Source organism: Aeromonas sp. QDB31 (assembly GCF_027707605.1).
GTDB classification, from domain to species: Bacteria; Pseudomonadota; Gammaproteobacteria; order Enterobacterales; family Aeromonadaceae; genus Aeromonas; species Aeromonas media.
Map to the genome: position 1 here is coordinate 98,910 of NZ_JAPCIX010000001.1, position 19,828 is coordinate 118,737.

At 64.0% G+C, this 19,828-nt stretch carries 13 protein-coding genes and 1 riboswitch; of the genes, 8 read left to right on the top strand and 5 right to left on the bottom strand.

Annotated elements, in window-relative coordinates; genetic code table 11:
- Positions 1 to 4: 4 nt before the first annotated feature.
- On the bottom strand, positions 5 to 1,036 hold the full coding sequence (locus PG898_RS00445; RefSeq protein ID WP_171272510.1) for a FecCD family ABC transporter permease: 1,032 nt from the start codon (positions 1,034 to 1,036) through the stop codon (positions 5 to 7).
- Positions 1,033 to 1,872 (bottom strand): heme/hemin ABC transporter substrate-binding protein, encoded by an 840-nt coding sequence (locus tag PG898_RS00450; RefSeq protein ID WP_218409656.1) that lies wholly within the window; start codon positions 1,870 to 1,872, stop codon positions 1,033 to 1,035. Before PG898_RS00450 ends, PG898_RS00445 begins: the two co-directional genes overlap by 4 nt.
- A gap of 168 nt (positions 1,873 to 2,040) precedes the next feature.
- On the opposite strand from PG898_RS00450, the gene hutX reads away from it, so the two are divergent.
- Together hutX and hutZ are read left to right on the top strand one after the other, a co-directional pair.
- Positions 2,041 to 2,553, top strand: coding sequence for a heme utilization cystosolic carrier protein HutX (gene hutX / locus PG898_RS00455; RefSeq protein ID WP_218409657.1), 513 nt, complete (start codon positions 2,041 to 2,043; stop codon positions 2,551 to 2,553).
- Complete coding sequence (hutZ, locus tag PG898_RS00460) at positions 2,550 to 3,107, top strand: heme utilization protein HutZ (protein WP_005329149.1); 558 nt, start codon at positions 2,550 to 2,552, stop codon at positions 3,105 to 3,107. The genes hutX and hutZ overlap by 4 nt, the downstream gene beginning before the upstream one ends.
- 70 nt (positions 3,108 to 3,177) lie before the next feature.
- On the opposite strand, the gene PG898_RS00465 is transcribed toward hutZ, so the two are convergent.
- Genes PG898_RS00465 through PG898_RS00475 form a run of 3 tightly spaced genes read right to left on the bottom strand, consistent with a single transcriptional unit; the run spans position 3,178 to position 5,176 of the window.
- On the bottom strand, positions 3,178 to 3,582 hold the full coding sequence (locus tag PG898_RS00465; RefSeq protein ID WP_025328092.1) for a hypothetical protein: 405 nt from the start codon (positions 3,580 to 3,582) through the stop codon (positions 3,178 to 3,180).
- A 39-nt stretch (positions 3,583 to 3,621) separates the two neighbouring features.
- Positions 3,622 to 4,176 (bottom strand): cysteine hydrolase family protein, encoded by a 555-nt coding sequence (locus PG898_RS00470; RefSeq protein ID WP_171272507.1) that lies wholly within the window; start codon positions 4,174 to 4,176, stop codon positions 3,622 to 3,624.
- Between the two features lie 25 nt (positions 4,177 to 4,201).
- Positions 4,202 to 5,176 carry a ChaN family lipoprotein gene (locus tag PG898_RS00475; RefSeq protein ID WP_270823259.1) on the bottom strand — a complete coding sequence of 325 codons (975 nt, stop codon included), beginning with the start codon at positions 5,174 to 5,176 and terminating at the stop codon, positions 4,202 to 4,204.
- 201 nt (positions 5,177 to 5,377) lie between these two features.
- On the opposite strand from PG898_RS00475, the gene PG898_RS00480 reads away from it, so the two are divergent.
- From PG898_RS00480 to PG898_RS00505, 6 genes are all read left to right on the top strand, one after another.
- Positions 5,378 to 7,471 (top strand): TonB-dependent hemoglobin/transferrin/lactoferrin family receptor, encoded by a 2,094-nt coding sequence (locus PG898_RS00480; RefSeq protein ID WP_270823260.1) that lies wholly within the window; start codon positions 5,378 to 5,380, stop codon positions 7,469 to 7,471.
- 263 nt (positions 7,472 to 7,734) lie between these two features.
- A complete protein-coding gene (locus tag PG898_RS00485; protein WP_270823261.1) occupies positions 7,735 to 8,883 on the top strand; it encodes a 3-phenylpropionate MFS transporter in 1,149 nt (382 codons plus the stop codon).
- Positions 8,884 to 8,948: 65 nt separating this feature from the next.
- Positions 8,949 to 12,410, top strand: a complete 3,462-nt coding sequence (locus PG898_RS00490; protein ID WP_270823262.1) for a hybrid sensor histidine kinase/response regulator — start codon at positions 8,949 to 8,951, stop codon at positions 12,408 to 12,410.
- Between the two features lie 203 nt (positions 12,411 to 12,613).
- Positions 12,614 to 12,700, top strand: a riboswitch (cyclic di-GMP riboswitch).
- A 111-nt stretch (positions 12,701 to 12,811) separates the two neighbouring features.
- Entirely contained in the window at positions 12,812 to 15,409 is a 2,598-nt protein-coding gene (locus PG898_RS00495) for a glycosyl hydrolase family 18 protein (protein WP_270823263.1), read from the top strand.
- 121 nt (positions 15,410 to 15,530) lie between these two features.
- Positions 15,531 to 17,297, top strand: a complete 1,767-nt coding sequence (locus PG898_RS00500) for an immunoglobulin-like domain-containing protein (protein ID WP_270823264.1) — start codon at positions 15,531 to 15,533, stop codon at positions 17,295 to 17,297.
- A 130-nt stretch (positions 17,298 to 17,427) separates the two neighbouring features.
- Positions 17,428 to 19,794: a M66 family metalloprotease gene (locus tag PG898_RS00505; protein ID WP_408749961.1), complete on the top strand. Its 2,367-nt coding sequence runs from the start codon at positions 17,428 to 17,430 to the stop codon at positions 19,792 to 19,794.
- Positions 19,795 to 19,828 lie beyond the last annotated feature (34 nt).

Below are 19,828 nucleotides of genomic sequence, written 5' to 3' on the forward strand. Positions count from 1 at the left end.
CCTGTTACAGCGTCCGGCGACTCTTGATCAAGAGCCAGATGAAGAAGGGGGCACCCAGCAGGGCGGTGATGATGCCCACCGGCATCTCGGCCGGTGCCAGCAGGGTGCGGGCCAGCATGTCGGCCCCGAGCAGCAGGGCTGCGCCGAGCAGGGCACTGAGCGGCAGCAGCCTGACATGATTAGGTCCGGCCAGCAGCCTCACCAGGTGGGGCACCACCAGGCCGACGAAGCCGATCATGCCGGCCACCGCCACCGCCACGCCGACCCCGGCGGCAGTGAGCAGGATGAGACGCCGCTTGAGGCATTGCACATTGACCCCCAGATGACGGGCCTCACCTTCGCCCAGCAGCAGGGCGTTGAGGGGGTTGGCATCGCGCATGAAGAGCCACAGCAGGGAGACTAGGGTCAGCAGCGCCAGCCCCACGTCCACCGGCTTGCCGGCGGCCAGGGAGCCCATCTGCCACAGGCTCAGGTTGCGCAGCATCTGATCGTCAGCAAGGTAGGTGAGGAGCCCGATCACGGCCCCTGACAGCGCCGTGATGGCAACGCCCGCCAGCAGCATGACGGTGACCGAGGTGCCCCCCTCACGGGTGCCCAGCAAGTAGACAAGGGTGGTGGTGAGTGCCCCGCCGAGGAAGGCGAGCAGGGGCAGCAGACCGAGGCCGAGCAGGCTCTGCAACTGCTGGCCGAGGGGGGCCAGCAGCACTATGGCCAGGGCGGCGCCCAGCGCCGCACCGCCGGAGACCCCTATGATGCCGGGGTCGGCCAGGGGATTGCGAAACAGCCCCTGCATCACGGCGCCACAGATGCCGAGAATGCCCCCCACGGCGATGCACAGCAGGGTGCGTGGTAGGCGGATCTCCTGCACTATTAGCAGCTTGTGTGCTTCTATCCCGCTCTCTTTGCCAGCAAACAGGGCCTGCAGACTCTCGGCGAAGGAGAGCGACATGGGGCCGGTGGCGAGGGAGCCGACCAGCAGCAGGGCGAGCGTGCAGCCGGTGAGCGCGAGCAGCCAGGGCAGCGGCAGACGCATCATGAACCCTGCTTGATCCACTGGGCTATCTGGTTGGCCTGCTGCAAGGATCTCAGGCTGAGCCCCCCTTGCAGGGCGTGACCGTCGATGGTGTGGATGGCCCTGTTCTTGCCTGCCGGCGTGGCGGCCAGGGCCGGCACCTGGGCCAGCACGCTGTCGACGCTCTGGTATTGCTGCCAGTCACGACCGCTCACCAGCACCAGATCCGGTTGCAGTTCGATCAGGGATTCGGTGGAGACGGGCTTGTAGTCGTGCAAGCGGGCGACCGGGTTGATGCCGCCGGCCAGGGTCACCAGGGCGCTGGCGGTGGTATTGCCGCCGGCTATGCTGGTGGGCTGGCCCTTGTGCAGCAGCAGGAAGGCGACCCTGAGGGACTTGTTCTGTTTCGCCTGGGCCGCCAGTTGGTCGCTCTGGACGGCGATCTCGGCCTTCAGCCTGGTGCCGGCGGCCTGATTGCCCAGCAAGCCGGCCAGGACGTCGATCCGCTCGTTGAGGTTGGCCAGAGTAGGGGCCGTCGGCAGTACAGTAACCTCGACGCCGGCCCGGCGCAGCTGTTCCAGAGCCGGTGGTGGCCCCATCTCGTCGCTGCCGACCAGTCGGGTCGGGGCCAGACTCAGTATCCCTTCGGCAGCCAGGGCGCGGTGGTAGCCGACTCTCGGCAGCCCCTTGGGTTCAGGGCTGCTGACGTCGGTGGCAATCAGGCTCTGCTCGCCCCCCAGGGCCATAATGAGTTCTGTGGTGGCCGGGCCTATGCTGACGATACGTTCCTGCGCGGCAGCAGGCAGGGAAAGGGCTGAACAGCCGAGCAGGCTGAGTGCGAGGGCAAAACGACGGCCCATGCGAACCTCCGAAGGGTGTATGAGAGTGGGATTGCCGCCGAGAATATCAAGCTCGTGAAAAAAATGCACTGATAATGAAAGCGATTATCAATTGCGTTAAGGGGGCCGCTTTATTACAGTATCCGCCGCGAGACCGAGTACTATCGCCAGATCATCCAGGGAGAACCGATGAGCATTGCACAACGCATTCATGCGCTGCTGGAACAAGATCCCAGCGCCCATCCTTCCAGCATCGCCACCGAGCTGGCCGTCAGCGAGTGGGAGGTGGTGCGCCACCTGCCCGCCGAGCTGATGACGCTGGTGCCGAGCGATCAGGCCGAAGCCCTGCTGGTGGATCTGGCCAGTTGGGGTCAGGTGACCACCATTGTGGAGTCCGACGGCTCCATCTTCGAGGTGAAGGCCCCCTTCCCCAAGGGCAAGACGGCCCGTGGCTACTACAACCTGATGGGTCGGGACGGCGAGATGCATGGCCACCTCAAGCTCGACAACGTGGTCGGCATTGCCCTGGTCAGCAAGCTGTTCATGGGCAAGGAGGGGCACTCCTTCCAGTTCTTCGGCCACAGCGGTCGCTGCATTTTCAAGATCTACCTGGGCCGTGACGAGCAGCGTCAGCTGCTGCCTGATCAGGTGGAGCGTTTCAAGGCCCTGCGCCACCAGTATCAAGAGGAAGTGAAAGCATGAGTGAACGTCAGGAGCGTCTGCAGAACCGTCTGCAACCGGAGATCCGCGAATTTCGTGACGGTTGCCGCACCCTGCAGCTCGCGACCGTGGATGGCGAAGGCAACCCCAATGCCAGCTACGCCCCCTTCGTGCTGCAGGAAGATGGCTACTATGTGCTGATCTCCGAGATAGCCCGCCATGCCCGCAACCTGCAACAGGTGCCCAAGGTCTCCCTGATGCTGATCGAGGACGAGACCGGCGCCCGCGAACTGTTCGCCCGCAAGCGACTCACCTTTGATGCCGTAGCCGAGGTAGTGGCGCGGGATGACGAGCGCTGGGGCAAGGCGATAGCGGCGCTGGAGGGGCGTTTCGGCGACATCGTCAAAGGGCTCTCCAACCTCAAGGACTTCGTGCTGTTTCGCCTCAAGCCCGAGCAGGGTCTGTTCGTCAAAGGCTTCGGCCAGGCGTTCCGGGTCTCCGGTGACGAGTTGGTGGATTTCGTCCATCTGGTGGAAGGGCACAAGCGCGTCGACAACGGCGCCGAGTTGACCAGCGAGACGGACGCACCTGTCTGAGGTGCGGGGTCATGAGATGAAAAACGGGCAGCCTGGGCTGCCCGTTTTGTTACCTGTCCCCCAATCGGGATCACTCCTGCCAGGAGGCCTTGTTGGGGAAGGCGTCGCGATCGGCCTGGGTGGCGGTCTCGTTGCACTCCCCCCGGATCTTCCAGGAGGTCTGGCTGAGGACTATGTAGCCGGTGCGGCAATAGTTGCGCGCCGCCAGCGTCTCGGTCAGTTGCTCATCCTGCAGGGCCTCGCGGCGCTCCAGCAGGCTCTTGCTGTTGCGGCTCAGCCGGCTGTCATCCTCCTGCAACCGACTCGGCAGGACGTCGAGGGGCGCGGCTTCAAAGGTGAAGCGCTTGCTCCCCTCTTCGTTGATGTTGGTATGAAACAGGGGGGCCGGGCCGTCGGGCGTGGTGCCCGGCATTCCGGAGCAGGCCGTGATCGCCGGTAACAACAGCACAAGGGCAACGGCAGAGAATAGACGCACGCAAGACTCCAATCAGGTGATCACTTCAAGGCGGGCAGATTAGCACGCCAGCGCGGGTTGAGCCGCCTCGAGCAGCTGATCCGTGGTGAGCAGGGTTATGCGTCTGCCCTCGGGCAGGTCCAGATGCCGCCACATCCAGTTGTGGTGCTCGATGATCTGCTCGGCGCTCAGGTGGGGACGATCCGCTGTGGTGTGACCATCCTGCAACACCAGTACCTCAAAGCCATGGGCCGCGGCGCTGCGTACCGTGGTATCGACGCAAAAATCGGTGTTGCTGCCACAGAGGATCAGCCTGTCGACGGACTGCTCGGCCAACAGGAAGGCCAGCTCGGTCTCGAGGAAGCTGTCGCACGCCGTCTTGCGTACCCGGCTATCCCCCTTGGCGGGTTGCAGGGCCGGGTGCAGTTGCCAGCCCGGGGTACCGGGCTCCAGCTCGCCCCCTGGCAAGTCGTCATGCTGGATGTAGATGACCCGGCCATGTTGCTGTCTGACGTGGGCAGCGGCCCGGTTGATGTTGGCCAGTACCTGTGGCTGTTGGTGATGGGTCGCTTTCATGACCCCTTGCTGCACATCGATGATCAGTAACACGTCCATATTTTACCCGCCGTATCCTGGAAGATTAGGGTTGCAGCCACTGGCTGCAGTCACGGCTGCGGGATTGATGCAGCGCGCCCATATCTTGCTTCATTTCCGCTGCATTTAGCCAGCGTTCCGGCAGGGGGGCTATGTGCACCCGCACGTCGGCACTCCGTCCGGGGACGGCCTTGCCATCTTGGGAGCCAGTTTCAGGCACCACCAGGGCGACTCTCAGCGCCGGATTGCGGCTGGCGATGCGGCTCGCGATACCCAGTCCCCCCTCCACGTGGAAGTTGCCAGCGATGTGCATGATGCGCCGGCCGGGATGCTGCTCGAGATAATCGACCATGCTCTCGGCCATGGTGTCGTCCCAGCTGGTCTGGGCGGCGAAGCGGCGGGCATTGCCGTCCGCATCCCCATGATGCATGGAGGCCATGAACTTCTGGCGGTAGCCGTCATCCCCCAGGGTGAGCTCGCGGGCGAGCTGGCTGCGGCGGCTGGCAGGCAGCTTGTCGAGCCACTCCGGGCCTTCCTGACCGACACAGCTTACCAGCGGCTTGGGAGCATTGGCGGCGATCACCGTCAGCTGCTGCGCCTTGGCAAATTCCACCAGGGGGCGGTAGTCGCTCGGGTAGTTCGGCCAGGCATGGCCGTCCCGGATCAGCGTGGATTCGCCGATGCGCCCGGCCAGGTAGGCATCCAGCACGGGTTGCTCGGCGCGGGTGAACTGCTCCATGGAGAGCACGAGGGCCCGGCCATCGACGCGCGACATGCCTGCAAGCTCCGCCAGCAGGTTTGCCTGCAACAGGTGCACGGCCGGGTGGCTGTGGAGCTCGCCCACCAGCACTATGTCGGCATCCCTGACCCTGTCCACCACCTGGGCGAAGCTGAGGGGCCTGTCGTCCATCCCCTCGCCAAGCTGGTAGTGATAGAGGGTCCGGGGCACCTCGCTCTGCGGCGGGGTGGCACAGGCGGTCAGCAGCAGGGGCAGGGCGAGCAGGGGGAGTCGTCGAGTCATGGCATCTCACTCACAGAGGCAGAGATTGGCAAAGGCACTGCACCATACGATGGCAGCATGGCGAGCAGGAAAAAAGAGGCGCTAGTGTAAAACTGTTCAGAATTAAAAGAAAATGAGAATGATTCATCTTATTATTGATCTTTGTCGCTGTCTGGGTAAGATGCTGTTCGGTTGATAATGATTCTCAATAAGGACTTTGCAGTGGCGCACAACAACACCCCCTCTCTGATTGCCCTCGCCGTGGCGGCCGGGCTGGTATCCCCTGCTTTCGCCGCAGACAAGAAAACGAATGAAGTCATGGTCGTCAGCGGCTCTCGCATGGAGCAGAAGCTGGAAGACGTCTCCGGCCCCATCGCCGTCATCACCTCCGAGCAGATCGAAGAGCAGGTCGTCAGCAATGTCGCCGATCTGTTCCGTTATGAGCCGGGCGTGAGCGTGCAGGGCGGGGCGGGGGATGCCCAGACCTTCACCATTCGCGGCATGAGCGAGAACCGGGTCAAGGTGGTGCAGGACGGGGTGCGCCAGAACGACGCCTACAAGAATGGCGGTGTGGGCCAGACCTACTTCGACACCGACATGATCAAGCAGGTGGAAGTGGCCAAGGGGCCGGCGTCCGCGGCCTACGGCTCCGATGCCCTGGGGGGCGTCATCGCCATCACCACCAAGGATGCCGGCGACTTCCTCAAGGTGAAGGACAGCTACCTAGACGCGACCACGGGCTATGCCTCCAGTAGCCACCAGAAGATGGCTGGCATCACGGGGGCGCTGCGCAGCGGCGAGTTCGAGAACCTGTTGCGCTACACCTGGCGCGACGGCGGGGTGACCCAGAACCATGACGGCGACAAGAACGAGTTCGACATCGTCAGCCAGGCGGTGCTGCTCAAGAGCAAGTGGAACCTCTCCGATGATCAGTTCCTGAAGCTGACGGTCGACTACTTCACCGAGGGGCAGGATCCGGATGCCATCGATCTGACCAAGGCGGGCTCCGTCTTCAATCAGCCGATCACCGATAAAGATACCGACAACCTCTCCCTGGTGCTGGATCACGGCCTCGCCCTGAACGCCCCCTGGGCGGATCGGATGGACAGCAAGATTTACTACACCCGCACCAAGCAGACCCTGGATCAGTACGCCTCCTCCAAGTATCCGGTCAACCCGGGCAATCCCTATGTGACCAAGAACTCCCTGGATCACAACGGCTTCGAGCAGGAGAGTCTGGGGGCTCAGGTGAAGTTCAGCAAGGCGCTCGTCAACCAGCGTCTGGCCTGGGGTGTCGAGTATGAGCACACCGACAACGAGCGTACCCGCTTCAAGGGGCCGACCGTCCCCGGTGACTTCGTCGGCTACAACGAGCTGAGCTTCCCGTCCACCACCAGCGAGCGCAGCGCGCTCTGGGCCTTCGACGAGATCAAGTTTGGCGAGCGCTGGGTGCTGACCCCGGGTGCCCGTTACGACTACTACAAGATGACCCCGGACGAGGATCCCGCCTACACAGGCGAGAACATGCAGAAGATCTCCGAAGGGGAGTTCTCCCCCAAGCTGGGGCTGGTGTTCAAGGCGCACGAGGCGGCCAACCTGTTCGCCCAGTACAGCCATGGCTTCAAGGTGCCCATGTATGACAACGCCTTCTCCACCCTGAACCACCAGGCCTACGGTTATCGCATCGAGCCGAACCCTAACCTCAAGCCCGAAAGCAGCGACGGCATCGATCTCGGGGTGCGCGGCAGCCGCGGCGGTTTCAGCTACGAGGTGGCGACCTTCTACAACCAGTTTGATGACTTCATCGAGCTGACCGCCGTGGGCACCGAAGGGCGCACCGCCATCTATCAGTACCAGAACCTGGACAAGGCCACCACCAAGGGGGCCGAGGTCAAGGCGGACTACTGGCTGAACGAGCTGGTCAACGTCTGGGGCAACCTGGCCTACATCGAGGGCAAGGACGGCGACGGCAACTACATCAACAGCCTGAGCCCGTTCAACGGCAGCCTTGGGGTGCGTCTTGAGCAGCCGAACTGGAACATCAACACCGCCCTGCGCTTCGCCGACGACATGGACAAGGTGGGCAAGGACGCCAGAGGCAACGACAACATCAAGAGCGCCGGCTGGGGCGTGGTGGATATCTACGCCCAGTTCAAGCCGATGCAGGATCTGCAGCTCAACGTCGGCGTCTTCAACCTGTTCGACAAGGAGTACGTCAGCTACGAGAGCATCACGGGCCTTGCCGCCAGCGCGGACACCAGCAACCAGACCGAGCCGGGCCGCAACCTGAGTGCAAGGGTCAAGTACGTGTTCTGATATTCGTCCATGACGATGATGAAGGGGCCCCAGGGCCCCTTCTCTGTTTCTGGCGGCCCAAACCGGCCCCAAAAAGAAACCCGCCAGGGGCGGGTGTAAGGATTGCAACACTCATCAGGAAGCGGTGTTATCCAGATAGACAGAGGGATGTGACAAAGGTTCAACTTTATTGATATTTATCGTTTTTATCTCCCCTTGCCCCTGGGGATCCCTGCGCCAAAATCGGTTATCATTTGTGCCCCTTGTCACGCTGCCGAGCCCCTATGCCCGCCTTCTCCTGGTTAGCCCTGTTCTTTGGCGCCTTCTACTTCGTCTACGGCGCCTATCTGCCGTTCTGGTCCCTGTGGCTCGAGGGCATAGGGGTGAGCGCCGAGCAGATAGGCTTGCTGCTGGGGGTCGGCATGGCCATCCGTTTTGCCGGCAACCTGATGGTGATGGGGCGGGTCAAGGGGGCAGGTCAGTTGCTGCCCGTCACCCGGCTGCTCTGCCTGCTGAGCCTGCTGGCGTTTCTGGGCTTCTACCTCAGCCATAGCCTCTGGTGGCTGGTGGTGCTGACCCTGGTGGCGAACTTCATCTACCCGACGTTGATGCCCATGGGGGAGGCGCTCGCCACCCGCATGGTGGTGCAGACGCACCTCGACTATGGCAAGGTGCGGCTGTGCGGCTCCTTCGCCTTTATCGTCGCCTCCACCCTGGTGGGCGCCCTGGTGAGCAACTTCGGCAGCGACTGGGTGCTGCACACCATGGTGGCGGGACTGCTGGCCATGCTGGCGCTGAGCGCGCTGCCGCTGCGGCCGGTGCCCCAGGAGCTCAAGGGGGAGCGGGCCCGAGCCTACCTGCTCGTCACCCTCAAGTCGGCCCCGGTACGCCGCTTCCTGCTCATTACCGCCCTGCTGCAGGGCAGCCATGCCGCCTACTACGGCTTCAGCGCCATGTACTGGAAGGGGGCGGGCTACAGCGGCACCCTGATCGGCTACCTGTGGGCCCTGGGGGTGGTGGCGGAGATCGCCATGTTTGCCGCGGACAAACGCTTCTTCCACCGCTTCGGGGCCCAGACCCTGTTTCTGGTGGGGGCCGTCGGCTGCGTGGTGCGCTGGGTGCTGCTCGGCGCCTCTACCGAGCTGGCGGTGCTGGTGTTGGGTCAGCTGTTGCACGGGGTCACCTTCTGCATCAGTCACCTCGGCGCCGTGCGCTTCATGACCCGCCAACTGCCCGCCGAGCAGCAGATCCCCACCCAGGCGCTCTATGCGGCGCTCGGCCTCGGCATGACGGTGGCGGCCCTGATGGCGATCTGCGGTGTGCTGTTCGAGCCGCTTGGTGGGGGAATCTTCTTCATCATGGTGCTGGTGGTGCTGCCGGTCTTCGTCCTGCGGCTGCGCGGGGAGCATGAGGGCGCCGGGCGCACCCAATGACGGTTGCCCGTCGGCACGCCGAGCCGGCGCGGCGCTCAACACATCTGAACAAGGGAAGAATATAGATGCACCAAGGATGGCTGCTGATCGGGTTGTCGCTCGCCTATCTGGGCTTGCTGTTCCTCATCGCTTATGTGGCGGACAAGAGCAAGCGCCGTCGCCTCAAGGGCCAGCCCCTGCTCTACAGCCTGTCGCTCGCGGTCTATTGCACCTCCTGGACCTTCTTCGGCACAGTGGGCCAGGCCAGCGAATCCCCCTGGTCGCCGGTGCCCATCTACCTGGGGCCCATGCTGGTGTTCCTGTTTGGCTGGCGCCTGCTGGCCCGCCTCATCCTGGTGGCCAAGCGCGAGCACATCACCTCCATCGCCGACTTCATCGCCGCCCGCTATGGCAAGTCCCAGCGCCTGGCCATGGTGATCACCCTGATCGCCGTCATGGGGATACTTCCCTACCTGGTGCTGCAGCTCAAGGCCATCGTCACCGGGCTAGATCTGTTGATGGCCAACTCGGTGCCGGCGGGGCCCACGGGCAACACGGCCGAGCTGGCCCTCGGCGTCGCCCTGTTGCTGGCCCTGTTCAGCATACTGTTCGGCACCCGCAACCTGGACGCCACCGAGCACCATCGCGGCATGGTGGTAGCCATCGCCTTCGAGTCCGTGGTCAAGCTGCTCGCCTTCATGGCGGTGGGGGGCTTCGCGCTCTGGCTCATCATTGCCAGGCCGAGCGAGGCCCGCACCCTGGTAGCCGGGGACTTTCTCGATGCGGTGGTGGCGGTGTCGCCGGGCAGCCTGCTGGAGCTCGCCATCTATACCCTGGTGGCCATGTGCGCCGTCATCTGCCTGCCACGCCAGTTCCACGTGACTGTAGTGGAGAACAACCAGGGTCAGGATCTTCACTGGGCGCGCTGGTTGTTCCCGCTCTACCTGTTCCTGATGGGGCTCTTCATCTGGCCGCTGGCACTGGCGGGCAAGCAGTGGGTCGGGGCCGACATGGCCTCGGACACCTATGTGATAAGCCTGCCCATGTCGCTGGGCTTTGACGGCATGGCGATGCTGGCGTTTCTCGGCGGCACCTCGGCGGCCACCGGCATGGTGATCGTCTGCACCATCGCTCTGGCCATCATGGTCAGCAACGATCTGGTGCTGCCGGTGCTGCTGCGCCGCTTCTGGCAGCAGGGGCGGGATGAACGGCTGATGCGGCTGCTGCTGCAGGTGCGCCGGGGCGCCATACTGCTGATCCTGCTGGCGGCCTGGGTGCTCTATCTCTGGCTCGGGGATCTCACCAGCCTGTCACGCATCGGCTACCTGTCGTTCGGCGCCGTGGCCCAGTTCGCCCCGGCCCTGCTGCTCGGTCTCTACTGGCGGCACGGCAATCGCAAGGGGGTCTACCTCGGGCTCTTCCTCGGGGTCAGCCTCTGGTTCGTGACCCTGCTGGCCGAGAGCGGCCTGCTGGCGGGCTCGCCCCTGGAGGCGCTGCTGGCGCCGCCGGACTGGCCCGCCTTTCGCGATCTGAGCCTGGGGGCCTGGTGTATCTTCCTGAGCCTCTCGCTCAACCTCGCAGGTTACGTGGCGGGTTCGCTGCTGTCGCGGGCGGCGGTGAGCGAGCGGTTGCAGGCCGCCAACTTCGTCGGCAAGCCGAGCCGCGATACCACGGCGCTCTATCAGGCGCGGGTCTCGGTCAAGGAGTTGGAGATGCTGGCGGCCCGCTTCGTCGGCTCGAGCCGGGTCAAGCGCGCCTTCGGCCGCTTCGCGGGCGAGCGGGGCGGCACCCTGGCACCCCAGATGCAGGCGTCGGCCGATCTGATCGCCCACACAGAGCGGCTGCTGGCCGGGGTGTTTGGCACCTCGTCCGCCCGGTTGGTGCTGGCCTCTGCCCTGCAGGGGCGCAACATGCAGCTCGAGGAGATCGCCACCATAGTGGACGAGGCCTCCGACGTGTTTCGCTTCAACCGCGGCCTGCTGCAGGGGGCCATAGAGCACATGGGGCAGGGGATCTCGGTGGTGGACCGGGAACTCAGGCTGGTGGCCTGGAACCGGCGCTACATCGAGCTGTTCCACTATCCGCACGGGCTCATCCAGGTGGGGCGCGCCATCGAGGAGATCATCCGCTACAACGCGCAGCAGGGGCTGTGCGGCCCGGGAGACATCGAGGCCCAGGTGGCGCGGCGGGTCGCCTTCATGAAGCGGGGTAGCCCCCATGTCTCGGCGCGGGAGCGGCCGGATGGCCGGGTGATCGAGATGCAGGGCAATCCCATGCCGGCGGGGGGCTTCGTGATGACCTTCACCGACATCACCCCCTTCCGGGCGGCGGAGCGGGTGCTGCGCGAAGCGAACGAGCACCTGGAAGCCAGGGTGGCCGAGCGTACCCATGAACTCTCCGAGCTCAACCGCCAACTGCTGCTGGTCAACCAGCAGGTGGAGCGGGCGAACCACTCCAAGAGCCGTTTCCTGGCGGCGGTGAGCCACGATCTGACCCAGCCGCTGAACGCGGCCAAGCTGTTTACCTCCTCCCTGCTGGAGATGCTGCCGCCGGAAGACGAGCCGGCCCGCATTGCCCGCCACATCGACGATGCCCTGGGGGCGACCGAAGATCTCATCACGGATCTGCTGGATATCTCACGGTTGGAGGCGGGCAAGTTCAAGGCGAAGAAGCTCGATTTCGCCCTGCGCGACATGTTCGACAACCTCAAGGCCGAGTTTGGGGTGCTGGCCCAGGCGGGAGAGATCCAGTTCTCCGTGGTGGAGAGCCGCCTCGCCGTCTACAGCGACGTGCGCCTGCTGCGGAGGGTGCTGCAGAACTTCCTCACCAATGCGTTTCGCTACAACCCCGGTGGCCGGGTGCTGCTCGGTTGCCGTCGACTGGGGGACAAGGTGCGCATCGAGGTGTGGGACAACGGCCCCGGCATTCCGCTGGACAAGCAGGAGGCTATCTTTGACGAATTCTCCCGCCTCGATCACTCCCGCACCGCGAGGGAGCAGGGGCTCGGCCTCGGGCTCGCCATCGCCCGCGGCATCTCCCAGGTGCTGGGCCACCAGCTCTCCCTGCGCAGCTGGCCGGGGGCGGGATCGGTGTTTGCCATCACCCTCAACCTCGCGACCCGGCCCGTGATGCCGAGCCAGGTGGCGGCCCCCGTGGTGCGGGACAGCCAGCTGGAGGGGATCCGGGTGCTCTGCATAGACAACGAGGAGGAGATCCTCATCGCCATGGCCTCCCTGCTGGGGCGCTGGGGTTGCGAGGTGCGCTGCGCCCAGAACCAGGAGCAGGCGCTGTCCCTCATCGGTGACGGCTTCCTGCCGCAACTGGTGCTGTCGGATTATCACCTGGACGATGGCAAGACGGGACTGCAGGCGCTGCACATGATCCGGCTGGCCCACGGCAATGGCATCGGCGGCATCATCATCAGCGCGGATCGCAAGAGCGAGCTGCAGACGCAGATCCGCGAGCACGGCTTTGGCTACGTCAGCAAACCGGTCAAGCCGCTCAAGCTGCGGGCATTGATGAACAGCCTGCTGTTGCCAATACAGTGACAGGCTTCACACAATCAATCATTGATAGGTTCACTCATGAATGATCATCAGGCGCCAGCATCACCGATGTTGGTGCCAGCTTGCCGGCATGTTCGCGAACAATTGCGAAAAGTGAGTCCTGTTTGCTGTCATTTTTACTAGGTAGCATCCCTTCCTGCTCCCACCTATAGTCATTCGGCGATTATTTTTGTCGCAAATCAAGTTGTGCAAAAAGGCAAACCGGATGAAAGTCCGGGACGCAAAGCCTCCGGTCTAAGGGTCAAAGCACCTAGGATAGCGGGGCCACCACAGGTTGTATCGTCCATGGGCCAAGCCATGGTTGCGATGATGTCTGCGTTACCTGTCAGGTTGCGTTGCCTTTTTCGTTGTTAATTCCAATAACGAAATAAGGAAGTTCAAATATGTTAAGTCCAAAACTTTCCCTGCTGGCGCTCCTTGTCGGGGGGCTCTGTGCTACCTCCGCCTTCGCCGTTGCCCCGGGCAAACCCACCATCGGCTCGGGACCCACCAAGTTCGCCATCGTCGAAGTCAATCAATCCGCCTCGGCTTACAACCAGCTGGTGACCGTCCACAAGGATGGTGCCCCGGTCAGCGTGACCTGGAACCTCTGGTCCGGTGACGTCGGTCAGACCGCCAAGGTGCTGCTCGATGGCAATGAGGTGTGGTCAGGTCCGGCTTCCGCCGCGGGTACTGCCAACTTCAAGGTGACCAAGGGAGGGCGCTACCAGATGCAGGTGGCCCTGTGCAACGCCGACGGCTGCACGCTCTCCGACAAGAAGGAACTGGTGGTCGCCGATACCGACGGCAGCCATCTGGCGCCGCTCAATGCTCCGCTGCAAGAGAACAACAAGCCCTACGCCAACAAGTCCGGCAAGGTGGTGGGTGCCTACTACGTGGAATGGGGGGTCTATGGTCGCAAGTTCACCGTCGACAAGATCCCGGCCCAGAACCTGACTCACATCCTCTATGGCTTCACCCCCATCTGCGGCGGCAACGGCATCAACGACAGCCTCAAAGAGATCTCCGGCAGCTTCGAGGCGCTGCAGCGCTCCTGTGCCGGTCGCGAGGACTTCAAGGTCTCCATCCACGATCCCTGGGCGGCGATCCAGATGTCCCAGGGCAACCTCAGTGCCTGGGATGAGCCCTACAAGGGCAACTTCGGCAACCTGATGGCGCTCAAGCAGGCCCGTCCTGACCTCAAGATCCTGCCCTCGGTCGGGGGCTGGACCCTCTCCGATCCCTTCTACTTCCTGGGGGACAAGACCAAGCGCGACACCTTCGTCGCCTCGGTCAAGGAGTTCCTGCAGACCTGGAAGTTCTTCGACGGCGTGGACATCGACTGGGAGTTCCCGGGCGGCCAGGGTGCCAACCCCAGCCTGGGCGGCCCGAGCGATGGCGCCACCTATGTGGTGCTGATGCAGGAACTGCGCGCCATGCTCGACGAACTGGAGGCCGAGACCGGACGCCAGTATGAGCTCACTTCGGCCATCAGCGCCGGCGGTGACAAGATTGCCAAGGTGGATTATCAGGCGGCCCAGCAGTACATGGACCACATCTTCCTGATGAGCTACGACTTCAGTGGCGCCTTCGACCTGAACAACCTGGCCCACCAGACCAACCTCTTTGCATCCAGCTGGGATCCGGCCACCAAGTACACCACCGACAAGGGCGTCAGGGCACTGCTGGATCAGGGTGTGACGCCGGGCAAGATAGTGGTCGGCGCCGCCATGTATGGTCGTGGCTGGACCGGGGTGAACGGCTACCAGGCTGGCAACCCCTTCACCGGCACCGCCACCGGGCCGGTAACCGGCACCTGGGAGAACGGCGTGGTGGATTACCGCGACATCGTCAACAACCGCATGGGCGCTGGCTGGGAGCAGGGCTATGACGAGGTGGCCGAGGCCCCCTATGTCTTCAAGGCCAGCAGCGGCGATCTCATCAGCTTCGACAACGATCGCTCGGTCAAGGCCAAGGGGCAGTACGTGCTGGCGAACCAGCTCGGCGGCCTGTTTGCCTGGGAGATCGATGCGGACAACGGCGACATCCTCAACGCCATGCACGAGGGATTGGGCCATGGCGAGGGCACCCTGCCACCGGCGAACAAGCCGCCACTGGCCAATGCCGGCAGCGATCTGAGTGTCACCGGCCCGACCGAGGTGACTCTCAACGGCTCCGCCTCCCATGATCCTGAAAACGGGGTGCTGACCCACAGCTGGAAGCAGGTCTCTGGCCCCCAGGCCAGCCTGCTCGATGCCACCCAGGCCAAGGCCCGCGTGGTGCTGGACGCCGTCAGTGCTGACGTCAACCTGGTGTTCGAGCTGACCGTCACCGACGATCAGGGCCTCACCGCCAAGGATCAGGTGGTGGTGACCAACAAGGCGCCGCAGCCCAACCTGCCGCCCGTGGTCAGCGTCCCGGCCAGTGCCAGCGTCGAGTCCGGCAAGCAGGTGACCATCCAGGCCACGGCATCCGATCCGAACGGTGACACCCTGAGCTATCAGTGGAGCCTGCCAGCGGGTCTTACCGCCACCGGCCAGGACAGTGCCACCCTAGTGGTCACGGGTCCGAGCGTCACCAGCGACACCGCTTATGACCTGACCCTGGTGGTCACAGACGGTTCCCTTGACGCCAGTGCCGCTACCCGCCTCACCGTCAAGCCGGTCAGCACCGGTGGCGGTTGTGAGGCAAGCGATCCGGAGGCGGCCAACTGGCCGGCCTGGAACGCCAGCACCGTCTACAACGCCGAAACCAAGGTGAGCCACAACCAGCTGGTGTGGCAGGCCAAGTACTGGACCCAGGGCAACGAGCCAAGCCAGACGGCGGATCAGTGGAAGCTGATAAGCCCGGTGCAGCTCGGCTGGAACGCGGGTGTGGCCTACAACGCCGGTGACTTCACCAACCACAACGGGCGCAAGTGGAAGGCCCAGTACTGGACCAAGGGCGATGAACCCGGCAAGGCCGCGGTCTGGGTGGATCAGGGGGTGGCCAGCTGTAACTGACAAGCCATCTGGGATGGGGCCTGGCCCCATCCCTTCTCACCCTTTTTCACTGACAGGGCCAACGGCCCTGCCATCGCAACAAGAATGCCTCAGCATTTATTCCCTATGAAGGACAGACCCCATGAAGAATCATCACACCCTGTTGCGGGCAAGTGTTCCCCTGCTCGGCTGGGTGCTGCTTGCGCCGCTGGCGATGGCCCAGCAGAGCAGTACCACGGGGGCATTTCGCAAGGACAACAGCGCGCCCCAGATCTACAGCCAGGAGGGGCTGGTCAACAATTTTGCCCAGATGCTGCCACTGGGGGCGACCTTTTCCCCCCTGCTGACGGCCTGGGATGCCGAGGATGGCGATCTCACGGCTCGCATCAGCCAGAAAAGCACGGTCAATACCCAGGTGCCGGGCAGCTATGTGGCCCAGTATCAGGTCAAGGACGATGGTCTGCCCGCGGAGGATGGTTTCAAGGGGTGGGGGAGCATCACCACCACCTTCTCGTTGCCGGTGACCATTTATGATCCAGCGCGCGAGTTGCCCGCCAGGATGCTTGTGCTGGGGACGCTCTGGGATGAGGGTCCCGTCATCAACGACACTCTCTTCATGGTGGTTGGCGACGCGCTGAGCCGCCCCTTCCGTATCAATGGAGACAGCCTGCCGCTGCTGGGAGAGAGGCTGTCCATTCGCACATTCCAGGTGAAGGAGGGACACTGGGGTGGCAACAACCGTCAGTTCGCACTCCTGTTGAGGGATCCTGACAGTGGCGAGGTGCTCTATGACGGTCCCCTGACGTTCAGCGGTGGCACCACCTTCACCCCCAGTGCCCCCATCCCTGTGCTGGCGGATCGGGACTACCAGTTCACCCTGCGCTACCTGGCCGGTAGCGACAGGCAGGGTTTCAAGCGTAATGAGGCGGGCCAGTTCTGGCTTGGCGCCGAAGGGGTGCAGGAGCAGGCGCTCTATCCTCATGCCCAGGTACTGCCGGATCCTGCCAACCGGCTGGCGTTCGACCCCGGCCTGAGCCGCCCTCTCAAAGAAAAGCTGCTGAGCAGCGCCGGCGGCGGGGAGGTGCTCCATGTCCGCAGGTTGCCGGGGGCCGAAGCTCAGGCGTTGAGCTATGTCATCACAGATCCGGCTCTGGCGACGCTCCAGGTCCAGCCGGGGGATGGTGAAGACCGGCTGGTGCTGAGCGGGCTGCAGGCCGGGGAGACCAACCTGGCGATCCTGGCCAACGGCGAGCGGGTCGATCTCGTGCGCCTCGTCATCACTGCCCCCAAGGCGGTGACCCTCTCTTACAGCTACATCGCCTATCCGGGGGAGACCCAGACCCATCTGTGGGACGATGGCGTGTTGATCCAGCGCGATATCACTCGCCGCTACGCCCCTTACAACCTCCAGCTCAGCTGGATCGACAACGGCGTTCTGGTGCACGAGTGGGACCGGGACGGTGACGGCGAATCCTACGAGGCGGATCGCTCCGAGCGGGAGGCGCCCTTCGATGAGGGCTGGATCCCGAACCGGGGACAGGTCTTCTCCAACCTCTATGTGATCCGCAGTTACAAGGATCCGGCGCGAGCCTGCAGCGGCTCCGGGGCCGGTTCGTCCATGGGGATAGGGCCGGACGACGCGCCCCCCCGGGCGGGTTATCGCGCGGCCTGCCCAGGCAACGCCACCGAGCTGGGTCAGTCCCTGACCCTGGCCCACGAGCTGGGTCATAACCTGGGGCTATGGCACACGGGTAACACGGATCCCTATCGCAGCAGCAACCTCATGACCGCCGGTCGTCAGGAGGGGATCTTCTTCGCATCCCAGTGGCGGACTATCCACCAGACCCTGAATGCCCGCATCGCTGCGGGGGATCCCGGGGTGCGCGAGGGGACGACGCCGAGTCGGTAAGCGTCTCTGGGGCGGTCCCGGCACTAGCCGGGCCGCCCCTGTCACGTGCAGTGGACGGATGTGCCGACCGTCTTTCAGGCTTCCAACAGCAGGGCATGTGGACATGCCCATCACAACGAGAACCATAACAATGAAAAAAACACCGTTAGCCAGCCTGATCATGGCTGCCCTGGCGAGTGGCCCCCTGTTGGCCGCCGTCCAGGTTCCCCCCTCCTTGCCCTTCAATACCCAGGCCCCGACCAACGATCTGCAAGGCACGCTGGCGGCGCAGGTCCAGTTTGCCCAGAGCCAGATCCTGCCGGCCCATGTCGCCGAGGGGGACAGCCAGCCCAGGTTGACTGCCTTGCGCAAAAGCCTGCTGCTGGTCAGGCCGCTGCAAGCCGAGACCGGCGTGCCGATGACGGTGACGGCGCGAGACGGCGCCGGGCAGATGCTCGGGACGCTCACCCTCAACCCGCCTGAGCAGTTGCCGAAGACGGCCTATTATCTCGATGGCTCGCCGGAGGAGGGGATCGACTTCACCCCGGGAGCGGGGACCACCACTATCATCAGCAGCAGCGCCGAGCTGGCCCTGCTGAATGACACCACGGCAGCCCTGCTGAGCGATCGCCTGGAGCAGCATGCACTGGTGGAGGTGCAGACCGCTGATGGCCGCTGGGTCAGGGATATCTATCTGCCAGAGGGGGCCGCCCTGGAGGGCAAGATGGTACGTGCAAGCTCCAATGCGGGCTACAACTCGACGGTGCGCTACAGTGGCCGTCAGGTGACGCTCTCCCGTGGTCAGACGTTGCAGTTCAAGTTCGTCAATGGCCAGTGGATCAGGGACGGGGAGCTCGAGAACAACGGCATCCGCTATGCGACCGACGCCTGGAGCGCCGTGCTGCCAGCCGACTGGATCCAGCCTGGCCTGAGCCTGCAATTGAGTCAGGGGACGCAGAGCGGTGAACTGGTGGATCTGCAGGTTGGGGCCCCGAGCGAGCTGCTCATCCACACCATCGACATCGGCATGCTGACCACGCCCCGCAATCAGTTTGCCTTCGCCAGGGAGTCCGAGGCCCACCGGGAATATTTCCAGACGGTGCCCACCAGCCGGCTGATCGTCAGCCAGTATGCCCCCCTGTCGCTGCCGGAGGTGATGCTGCCAAACGGCACCCTGCTCACCGACTTTGACCCGAGCGAGGGGGGCTGGCACACCGGCACCATGCGCCAGCGTATCGGCAAGGAGCTGATCTCCCACGGGATAGACAACGCGAACTACGGCATCAACAGCACCGCCGGCGAGGGGGAAAGCAGCCATCCCTATGTGGTGGCCCAGTTGGCGGCTCATAACAGCCGCGGCAAGTACGCCAACGGCATCCAGGTGCACGGCGGCTCGGGCGGGGGCGGGATCGTCACGCTCGACAGCTCCCTTGGCAACGAATTCAGTCACGAGGTGGGCCACAACTATGGTCTCGGTCATTACGTCGGCGGCTTCCTGGGATCCGTACACCGCAGCGCGGAGGCGGTCAATTCGAGCTGGGGCTGGGATGGGGATCGCAATCGCTTCATTCCCAACTTCGGCGCCAGCCGCAGCGGCCAGAGTGCCTGTCTCGACGGCCAGTGCCAGGCGCCTTTCGAGGGCCACCCGTTCGGTTTTGATGCCATGGCGGGTGGCTCGCCCTTTTCCGGCTTCAACCGCTTCACCCTCTATACCCCGAACTCGGCCGCCATCATCCAGCGCTTCCTCGAGAGCAAGGCGGTGTTCGATGCCGCTTCCCCGACCGGGTTTAGCAAGTGGGATGCCGCCACCGCCACCATGCTGCCCTACCAGCACAGGGTGGAGCAGCTGGAGCAGATCAGCGCGCCCATCAACGATCTGAGCGAGGCAAAGCTGGCGGCCCTGCTGACGGAATATGATCTGGTCAAGGTAGCCATGTGGGATGGCAACTGGACGCGCAACATCCAGGCGCCGCCAGCCGCAGCCGGGAATGCGGGGCGCATCCTGACCGTGGATCACGCTGCCAGCTACAACAGCACCCTCTTCGTCAATGGCCAGCAGATCACCGTCTCCCGTGGTTTCAAGAAGAGCTACACCTCGGACGGCAGCCGCTGGAACGAAGGGCCTGTGGTGGATCCACGGACTCCGCGCAAGCCGCAGGCATTCGGCGTGCCGGTGACCACCCTGGTGGGGTATTACGATCCTCGCGGGCTGTTGCCGAGCTACCTCTATCCAGCCCTGCACGGTGCCTACGGCTTCAGCTATGGTGATGACGGCGAGCGGCCCGGGACAGGGGATTGCCAACTGCAGGTGGAGACCCGCGAGGGCCTGCTGCACTTCCGGCTGGCCAATCATCGCCTGAACGCCAACGTGATGAACAAGTTCCATGTCAACGTGCCCACGGCCAGCGAGCCATTGGACGCCGCCGTGATCTGCGCCGCCCAGACCCTGGTTCAGAGGCCCATCTCGGCACCGGAGGCGGATCTCTCCTTCACCGTCAACGGACGTCCTCTCGAGTAAGAGACGCCAATAAAAAAAGGCCCGTACGGGCCTT

Excerpts from the sequence above, each read along its gene's own strand:
- PG898_RS00445 (WP_171272510.1), bottom strand. The coding sequence starts at position 1,036 with ATGATGCGTCTGCCGCTGCCCTGGCTGCTCGCGCTCACCGGCTGCACG.
- PG898_RS00450 (WP_218409656.1), bottom strand. The coding sequence starts at position 1,872 with ATGGGCCGTCGTTTTGCCCTCGCACTCAGCCTGCTCGGCTGTTCAGCC.
- hutX (WP_218409657.1), top strand. The coding sequence starts at position 2,041 with ATGAGCATTGCACAACGCATTCATGCGCTGCTGGAACAAGATCCCAGC.
- hutZ (WP_005329149.1), top strand. The coding sequence starts at position 2,550 with ATGAGTGAACGTCAGGAGCGTCTGCAGAACCGTCTGCAACCGGAGATC.
- PG898_RS00470 (WP_171272507.1), bottom strand. The coding sequence starts at position 4,176 with ATGGACGTGTTACTGATCATCGATGTGCAGCAAGGGGTCATGAAAGCG.
- PG898_RS00475 (WP_270823259.1), bottom strand. The coding sequence starts at position 5,176 with ATGACTCGACGACTCCCCCTGCTCGCCCTGCCCCTGCTGCTGACCGCC.
- PG898_RS00485 (WP_270823261.1), top strand. The coding sequence starts at position 7,735 with ATGCCCGCCTTCTCCTGGTTAGCCCTGTTCTTTGGCGCCTTCTACTTC.
- PG898_RS00490 (WP_270823262.1), top strand. The coding sequence starts at position 8,949 with ATGCACCAAGGATGGCTGCTGATCGGGTTGTCGCTCGCCTATCTGGGC.
- PG898_RS00495 (WP_270823263.1), top strand. The coding sequence starts at position 12,812 with ATGTTAAGTCCAAAACTTTCCCTGCTGGCGCTCCTTGTCGGGGGGCTC.
- PG898_RS00500 (WP_270823264.1), top strand. The coding sequence starts at position 15,531 with ATGAAGAATCATCACACCCTGTTGCGGGCAAGTGTTCCCCTGCTCGGC.
- PG898_RS00505 (WP_408749961.1), top strand. The coding sequence starts at position 17,428 with ATGAAAAAAACACCGTTAGCCAGCCTGATCATGGCTGCCCTGGCGAGT.